The sequence below is a fragment of the Marinobacter sp. genome, from assembly GCF_033722735.1.
In the GTDB taxonomy this organism is placed as follows: Bacteria; Pseudomonadota; Gammaproteobacteria; order Pseudomonadales; family Oleiphilaceae; genus Marinobacter.
Genome location: NZ_JAWVYN010000026.1, coordinates 44404 through 50412, shown reverse-complemented (window position 1 = coordinate 50412; position 6009 = coordinate 44404). Strand labels below are relative to the sequence as shown.

The following is a 6009-nucleotide window of genomic DNA, read 5'->3' as shown; positions in this document are numbered from 1 at the left end:
GCAGATGCCTTTTGGGGATTTGAATGTTAAGACCTTGTTTGACTGGATGCAGGATTACTTCGGCTGACCTCCGGTAGCCTGGACTACACTATCGTTGTCGCCCCAGAGGTTTAGGGTCACCGCTATGCGCTCGCTGGTACACTCGTGTGTTTTCCTGTTCGCCGGCTTGTTCAGCTTACTGGCTGTGGGCCCCGTTCGGGCGGAAACCCTGGTGGTTGCCACCGGAGAGTGGCCACCCTACGTTTCTCCCCAGTTGAAGCACTACGGCGTGACGGCCCGTATCGTCCGGGAAGCCTTCGAGCTTGCCGGGTACGATGTGGAATTCCAGTTCTACCCCTGGGCACGGGTGATACTGATGTCCGAACAGGGACTGGTGGATGCCTCATTCCCCTGGAGCCACAAGCCGGAACGTGAGAAGCATCACCTCTACAGCGATGCCATTGGTGAATACGGGTACGTGTTCTTCCACCTGAAATCCACCCCGTTCGACTGGGACAGCCTGGACGACCTGCGGGGCTGGGTCATCGGTGCCACCCGGTCCTATAATTACGGTGCCGAGTTTCTGGCGGGTGCCGAAAGCGGCCGTTACGAAGTGGATTGGGCCACCTCGGACAAACTGAACTGGCGCAAACTGTTTGCGGGCAGGATCGACGTATTCCCCAATGACCTGGATGCCGGTTTCGCCTCCCTCAACGACCTGTTCCCGCCAGAGGATGTCGAGAGGGTCGCTTATCACCCGGTGCCGCTCAAGACAATGACGAGCATGCACCTGCTGTTTTCCAAGCAGCACCCGCAAAGTGCTGATCGACTGCAGCGATTCAACGCAGGCCTGCGCCAACTGATCGAGGAAGGAAAGCTGGAGCGCTATTGGCAGGAATCGCGACAAGGCCTGTATGACCTGGTGTCGGATGAAGTCAGGTCGAGGGAGCAGGCGATCGTGGGTAGGGACTAGTGCCCGTCTGGTTGATTCGCTGACATATGACCTACTAAGGGAGCTTAAACACTTGGCACACTGGAGGCTTACCGTATGACATCCAAAGCCGGTGACTCGTCGCATCGTCCCAGGGGGCGCAAGTACGCCGTGTCGGCCAATCGGGCGTCGTCCCGTCATCGTGTTCGTTATGTGGAAGTGGGTGGCAGCGCCGTGGACGAGGGCGAGTGTGTCTTTTGCGATACTGCTCCGGAGCCTGCGAGTGATCATGGGGATCGTGAGGGTGATGCCCGGAAGCCTGGAGGGTAGATGGTCGGAGTGGCGGTGATGTCTTGTTTCGCTGCGTTCCGGACAGATTCGTTCAGCTTCGGAAAGATAGGCCAGCAATGGAAACCCTGATCATCATCTTGGCGGTACTGTTTCTGGCGCTGTTCATCCTGGTACCGTTGTTGGAGAAGCTTGCCGGCAAGGGCGGCGGACGTATCAACCCCAACCTGGCCAAGTGGGTCTTCCCGCTGATGGCGGCGCTGATCATCGTACAGATGATTCGTTATTATTTCGGCTGAAACCAAACCTTTCCGCCAGAAAGTCGATAAATACCAGGGTCTTAGAGGGCATGAACTCGACGCCCTGGAGCAATGCAAAGACCTCGTGGGGCATGGTGAGCACGTGGTGAACGGCTACCGTCCGCAAAAGCGCAGCTGGCGGAGTGTGACCTTGGCCACCACACCTGAGAGGGCTGCTGACCGATCGGAGCAGTGGCGCCCGTCACAGCTGAATAGGAGTAGTCATGCCCAGTCAAACAGTTTGGATTACCGGTGCGTCTTCCGGCATTGGAGAGGCCCTGGCACTGCGATACGCCCAGGATGGCGCAGATATAGTGCTCTCTGCCCGAAGGGAGGATGAATTAAGGCGTGTCGCCGATCGGTGTCAGCAGGCCGGCGTCGCTGCCGACCAGGTGCTGGTGCTGCCCTTGGATGTCACCCACTGGGAGGCGATGCCCGAGGCCGTCCAGGCTGTGCTCGACCGTTTTGGCCATATTGATCTTCTCGTCAACAACGCCGGGGTGTCCCAGCGCTCAACGTGCCAGGACACCGACATGTCAGTCTACCGACAGCTGATGGAAGTGGATGTGATGGGGCAAATCGCCCTGACCAAGGCGGTGCTCCCCCATATGCTGAGCCGGGGCAGCGGCCATCTTGCCGTCACCGCCAGCGTGGCCGGGAAGGTGGGGGTGCCCCAGCGCACCGGTTACTGCGCCGCCAAGCACGCCATGATGGGATTCTTCGACGCCTTGCGGGCGGAAGTGGAAGACCAGGGGATTCACGTTTCGACCATTGTACCGGGCTTTATCCGTACCGATATTTCCCGTAATGCGCTGGCCGCCGACGGCACGGCCTTTGGTGAGCTGGACCCGGACATCTCGGGAGGCATGGACGTCGCGGACTGTGCCGAGGTGATATTCCGGGGGCTCTCCGCCAGGAAGCGTGAGATTCCGGTGGGCAAGGGCAAGGAAATGGCCGCACTCTGGGTTAAGCGCCTATCCCCGGAGCTGCTGTTCCGGCTTGTCAAGGCGCGAAGCTAATTCGTCCGGGCCCCGCCCGCAAGCTCGCCTGCCCGTGTAAGCGTCACGGGCACAGCGTCAGGACGCCTGTTTCTGCTCGAACCAGTCCTGGGTGCCGCCTTCGTAGTCAAACACATGATCGAAACCGGCTGCTTCCAGCTTCTCCGCGGCTTTGGCCGACGCGTCGCACTGAAAGTTGGCGCAGTACACCACCACCTCCCGGTGCTTGTCACCGGCGACCGTCTCGACCTCCTGGGTGAAATTGTCATCGGTCAGCGGAACGTTGATCGATGTCCGGATGTGCCGCTCATTGAACTGCTCCCGCGGAAGCACATTGACCAGGACAAAATCCCGGTGCTGTTCCTCGTTCATGCGCTTGAGTTCGTCACGAGTAATCGCCTTCATGGTGTTTCTCCTTTGGCGTTGATGACTGCACTTTCTGTCGCCCTTCTTATTAATTGCTGTGGACGCGCAAACACCCAATTTCAAGGGCAGGTTTGGGCGCCAGCCTGATTTTCCCTTGCCTGGCGAATCCGCTCGCCCTATCGGGCGAAGGCACTGGTATTGCTGGAAGGGGACTGGCTCGTGGCCCGGCTGGGGGAGGCCGTGGGTGGGCAGAGTCTGCGGGGCTGGCAGCGGAAACTGTCCTCCGTCATCACAAAAAAAAGACGGTCAGCGGATACCGCTGACCGTCCAAGTCATCGTCATTGCCGATGTCTTTGACGCTCCGGCGACTGCGAGTCCTCACAAGTGCGCCTGGAAGGTGGCGGAAGCGAGCTTTCCCGCCAATATTGCTTGAGGTCCCGAGGTCAGGCGGCAGTAGGCCGAGCCGAAATGGTGACTGATCGTGAACGTCGGTCGCCGGGCGACCGGGTCAAGGTGCCTTCCGATGCCGCGCGATGACCGTGATCAAGGCGGCACCGGTCAGTGTCAGGAGCGGCTCGCCGACATCCTGCAGGTGGCAACATTGAACAGGGCGCTGAACAGCGACTTGAACTTGCCCACCAGCGCTGTCACCAATTCCGCAAGGTACTGGTTGCGCTGTTCCCTGGCTTGTTTCAGGTACTGGTCAATCTCGGTAATGCGCAGCGGTTGCGGTTGTTGGTTGGCCATGGTTGGACTCCTCGTTCAGGCAACTGGTCAATGAGTATGCTCACCATGCTACTGCCAGGACGGCGCTTGAAAAAGCGATGGTTTCTAAGCAAACTGATGAAAATATCTCATCAGTAGTAATTGCCACTATGCGCCGACTCCCGCCCCTCAATGCGTTGCGAATGTTTGAAGCATCCGCCAGAAAAGGCAGTTTCGCGGCCGCTGCGGAGGAGTTGTTCGTGACCGCCTCAGCGGTTAGCCACCAGATAAAGACCCTTGAAGAATATTTGGGAGTACCGCTCTTCAACCGAAGCCGGCGGAAGGTTGAGCTGACGCCCTCCGGTGAGCAGTATCTGGGCTCCGTCAAGCACGCCCTGGACGAGATCGAAATGGCCACCCACCGCCTGACCGCCAACCAGGAAAGCAACGTGGTGAAAATCAGCGTGGCACCGAACTTCCTCACCCGCTGGTTGATGCCGCGCATGTCCCGCTTTCGCGAGCTCTACCCGGATGTGGAGCTGCAGATCAACGCCTCCATGGGGCTGCTGGATTTCAACCGGTCCAGCACCGATATGGCGGTCTACTACGGCAACGGGGACTGGGATGACATCGAGGTGCACTTCCTGCGTAAGGTGATGTTGGTGCCGGTGTGCAGTCCGCAGCTCCTGCAGGATCGCTTCCCACTGGACACTCCGGCGGATCTGCGCCATCACACGCTGATCTACGTCAGCAAGCGCAAATGGGAATGGGACAACTGGTTGCAGGAGGCGGGTCTGGATTTCCTCACCCCCAGGGGCAGCCTGCAGTTGTCCAGCGGTCAGCTGGCGACGGCGGCCGCCCAGGAGAACCTGGGGGTGGCGCTGGCGGATCCCGTGCTGACCTCCCGGGAGATCAGCAACGGCAACCTGGTGGTGCCGTTCGATATCCCGCTCGACACCCACCGGGCTTTCTACCTGGTCTACCGCAAGCACCGCCCGCTAACCGCCGGCATGAACGCGTTCAAGGAATGGCTGATGAGCGAGATGCAGGGCACCGAAGGCTCTGAAACCTCCTGATCCTTTCTAGCCGATCAGCGTGCGATACAGGATGCGCAAGGCATCGTCGGCCACCGCCTGGGGCACGCCAATATGGAAGCAGATCTGCGACGGACTCTGGTCGATGGTTTCGATGGGAATATGGGCCTCGCCCAGCGCGCTGAGCGCATCGACGATGGGATAGGTGTTGCCCTGAAGCCCCAGCCCCACTGGGGTAAGGATGGACAGGTTGTAGGCGACGTTCATGAAGTCCGGTCGCAACTGCTCCTCGATGCGCTGGCGCAGGTCGTTGATGGCGCCGGTGAGGTCGTCCTGGTTCACCAGCACCGCGATGTCGTCCTTGTCGGTGGGGTAGTGGTAGGTCTGGATGTTGAATTCCCGCAAAATGGTGAGCAGCTCGGCGGTGAAGCCGGTTTCCTCCCCCAGCATGTCTTTTTCCAGGTAGACGTAGGCCACGTTGTCCAGTTGGGCGATGCCCACCACGCCTTCCTCGGGCACCCGCTCGAACAGGATCACCGTGCCCGGATCTTGCGGCTCATTGGTGTTGCGGATGTGGATCGGAATCTTGCGATCCTTGCACGGCAGCATGGCATTGAGGTGGAACACGTTGAAGCCCTTGCACGACAGCAGCCGGATCTCCTTGAAGGTGAGCCGGGGAATCGCCCGGGCTTCCGGCACCTGGCGCGGGTCTGCCTCGAACACCCCGCTGACATCGGTCCAGTTCTCGTAGGTCTCGGCGTCCACGGCGTAGGCGATTTCACCGCCAGTCAGGTCGGAGCCGCCACGGGAAAATACCGCCACCTGGCCCCGCCCGGTGACACCGTAGAAGCCGGGTACGACGATGAGGCGCTGGTCGTCGGCAAGTTGCCGTATGTTGCGGTAGGTTTCTTCCTGCAGGTCGGCGTTGAGAAAATCGTCGCTGACCACCAGGCCGATGTCCTCCGGCAGGCCTGCACTGGCCTCCATCCCGCAGCGCTCAAAGTACGCTGCAATCAGGCGGGCGTTGTAGTGTTCGCCGCGGGACGCCAGGAAGGCAACCCGTTCATCGCCGGATAGCGAGCAATCCAGGTCGGCTTTCAGGGCTGCCAGGATGTCGTCCGCTTCCAGCGACAGGTCCTCGACAATGGTGGTGAACTTGTTGAGGACCGCCTGCTTGCTTTGGGCCGGCGTGACGTCGAGGCGTTGCTCGCGAAAGTGGCTGCCGTCGGTGGCTATGTTGATCAGGTGGTCGGTGACCTTCTGTTCGTCGGCACTGCTGCGTCCCGGTGCGGACACCACCACTATCCTGCGTTTCGGATTGGCCTCCACGATCCGGCGCACCTTTTCAATCTGGCCGGCATCCGCCACCGAGCTGCCACCGAATTTGCATACAATGCGTCCCGCCATGG

General features: G+C 60.2%; 8 protein-coding genes. 5 read left to right on the top strand and 3 right to left on the bottom strand.

The window, feature by feature from the left end:
- Window positions 1–124: 124 nt before the first annotated feature.
- The 4 genes from R3175_RS15825 (at window position 125) to R3175_RS15810 (ending at window position 2516) form a co-directional block, all read left to right on the top strand.
- On the top strand, window positions 125–952 hold the full coding sequence (locus R3175_RS15825) for a substrate-binding periplasmic protein (protein ID WP_318945297.1): 828 nt from the start codon (window positions 125–127) through the stop codon (window positions 950–952).
- A gap of 75 nt (window positions 953–1027) precedes the next feature.
- Window positions 1028–1240, top strand: a complete 213-nt coding sequence (locus R3175_RS15820; RefSeq protein WP_318945296.1) for a hypothetical protein — start codon at window positions 1028–1030, stop codon at window positions 1238–1240.
- A gap of 77 nt (window positions 1241–1317) precedes the next feature.
- Window positions 1318–1497, top strand: a complete 180-nt coding sequence (locus R3175_RS15815; protein WP_318945295.1) for a hypothetical protein — start codon at window positions 1318–1320, stop codon at window positions 1495–1497.
- Between the two features lie 224 nt (window positions 1498–1721).
- A complete protein-coding gene (locus R3175_RS15810; protein ID WP_318945294.1) occupies window positions 1722–2516 on the top strand; it encodes an SDR family oxidoreductase in 795 nt (264 codons plus the stop codon).
- Window positions 2517–2573: 57 nt separating this feature from the next.
- Here R3175_RS15810 and R3175_RS15805 read toward each other — a convergent pair whose 3' ends face one another.
- Both R3175_RS15805 and R3175_RS15800 read right to left on the bottom strand, forming a co-directional pair.
- Window positions 2574–2900 (bottom strand): rhodanese-like domain-containing protein, encoded by a 327-nt coding sequence (locus tag R3175_RS15805; protein WP_318945293.1) that lies wholly within the window; start codon window positions 2898–2900, stop codon window positions 2574–2576.
- Between the two features lie 525 nt (window positions 2901–3425).
- Complete coding sequence (locus R3175_RS15800) at window positions 3426–3608, bottom strand: RSP_7527 family protein (protein ID WP_318945292.1); 183 nt, start codon at window positions 3606–3608, stop codon at window positions 3426–3428.
- A 77-nt stretch (window positions 3609–3685) separates the two neighbouring features.
- On the opposite strand from R3175_RS15800, the gene gcvA reads away from it, so the two are divergent.
- Window positions 3686–4642 (top strand): transcriptional regulator GcvA, encoded by a 957-nt coding sequence (gene gcvA, locus R3175_RS15795; RefSeq protein ID WP_318945291.1) that lies wholly within the window; start codon window positions 3686–3688, stop codon window positions 4640–4642.
- Window positions 4643–4648: 6 nt separating this feature from the next.
- Here gcvA and R3175_RS15790 read toward each other — a convergent pair whose 3' ends face one another.
- The gene (locus tag R3175_RS15790; RefSeq protein WP_318945290.1) at window positions 4649–6007 is read right to left on the bottom strand and encodes an aspartate kinase; all 1359 of its coding nucleotides are present in this window, start codon (window positions 6005–6007) and stop codon (window positions 4649–4651) included.
- Window positions 6008–6009 lie beyond the last annotated feature (2 nt).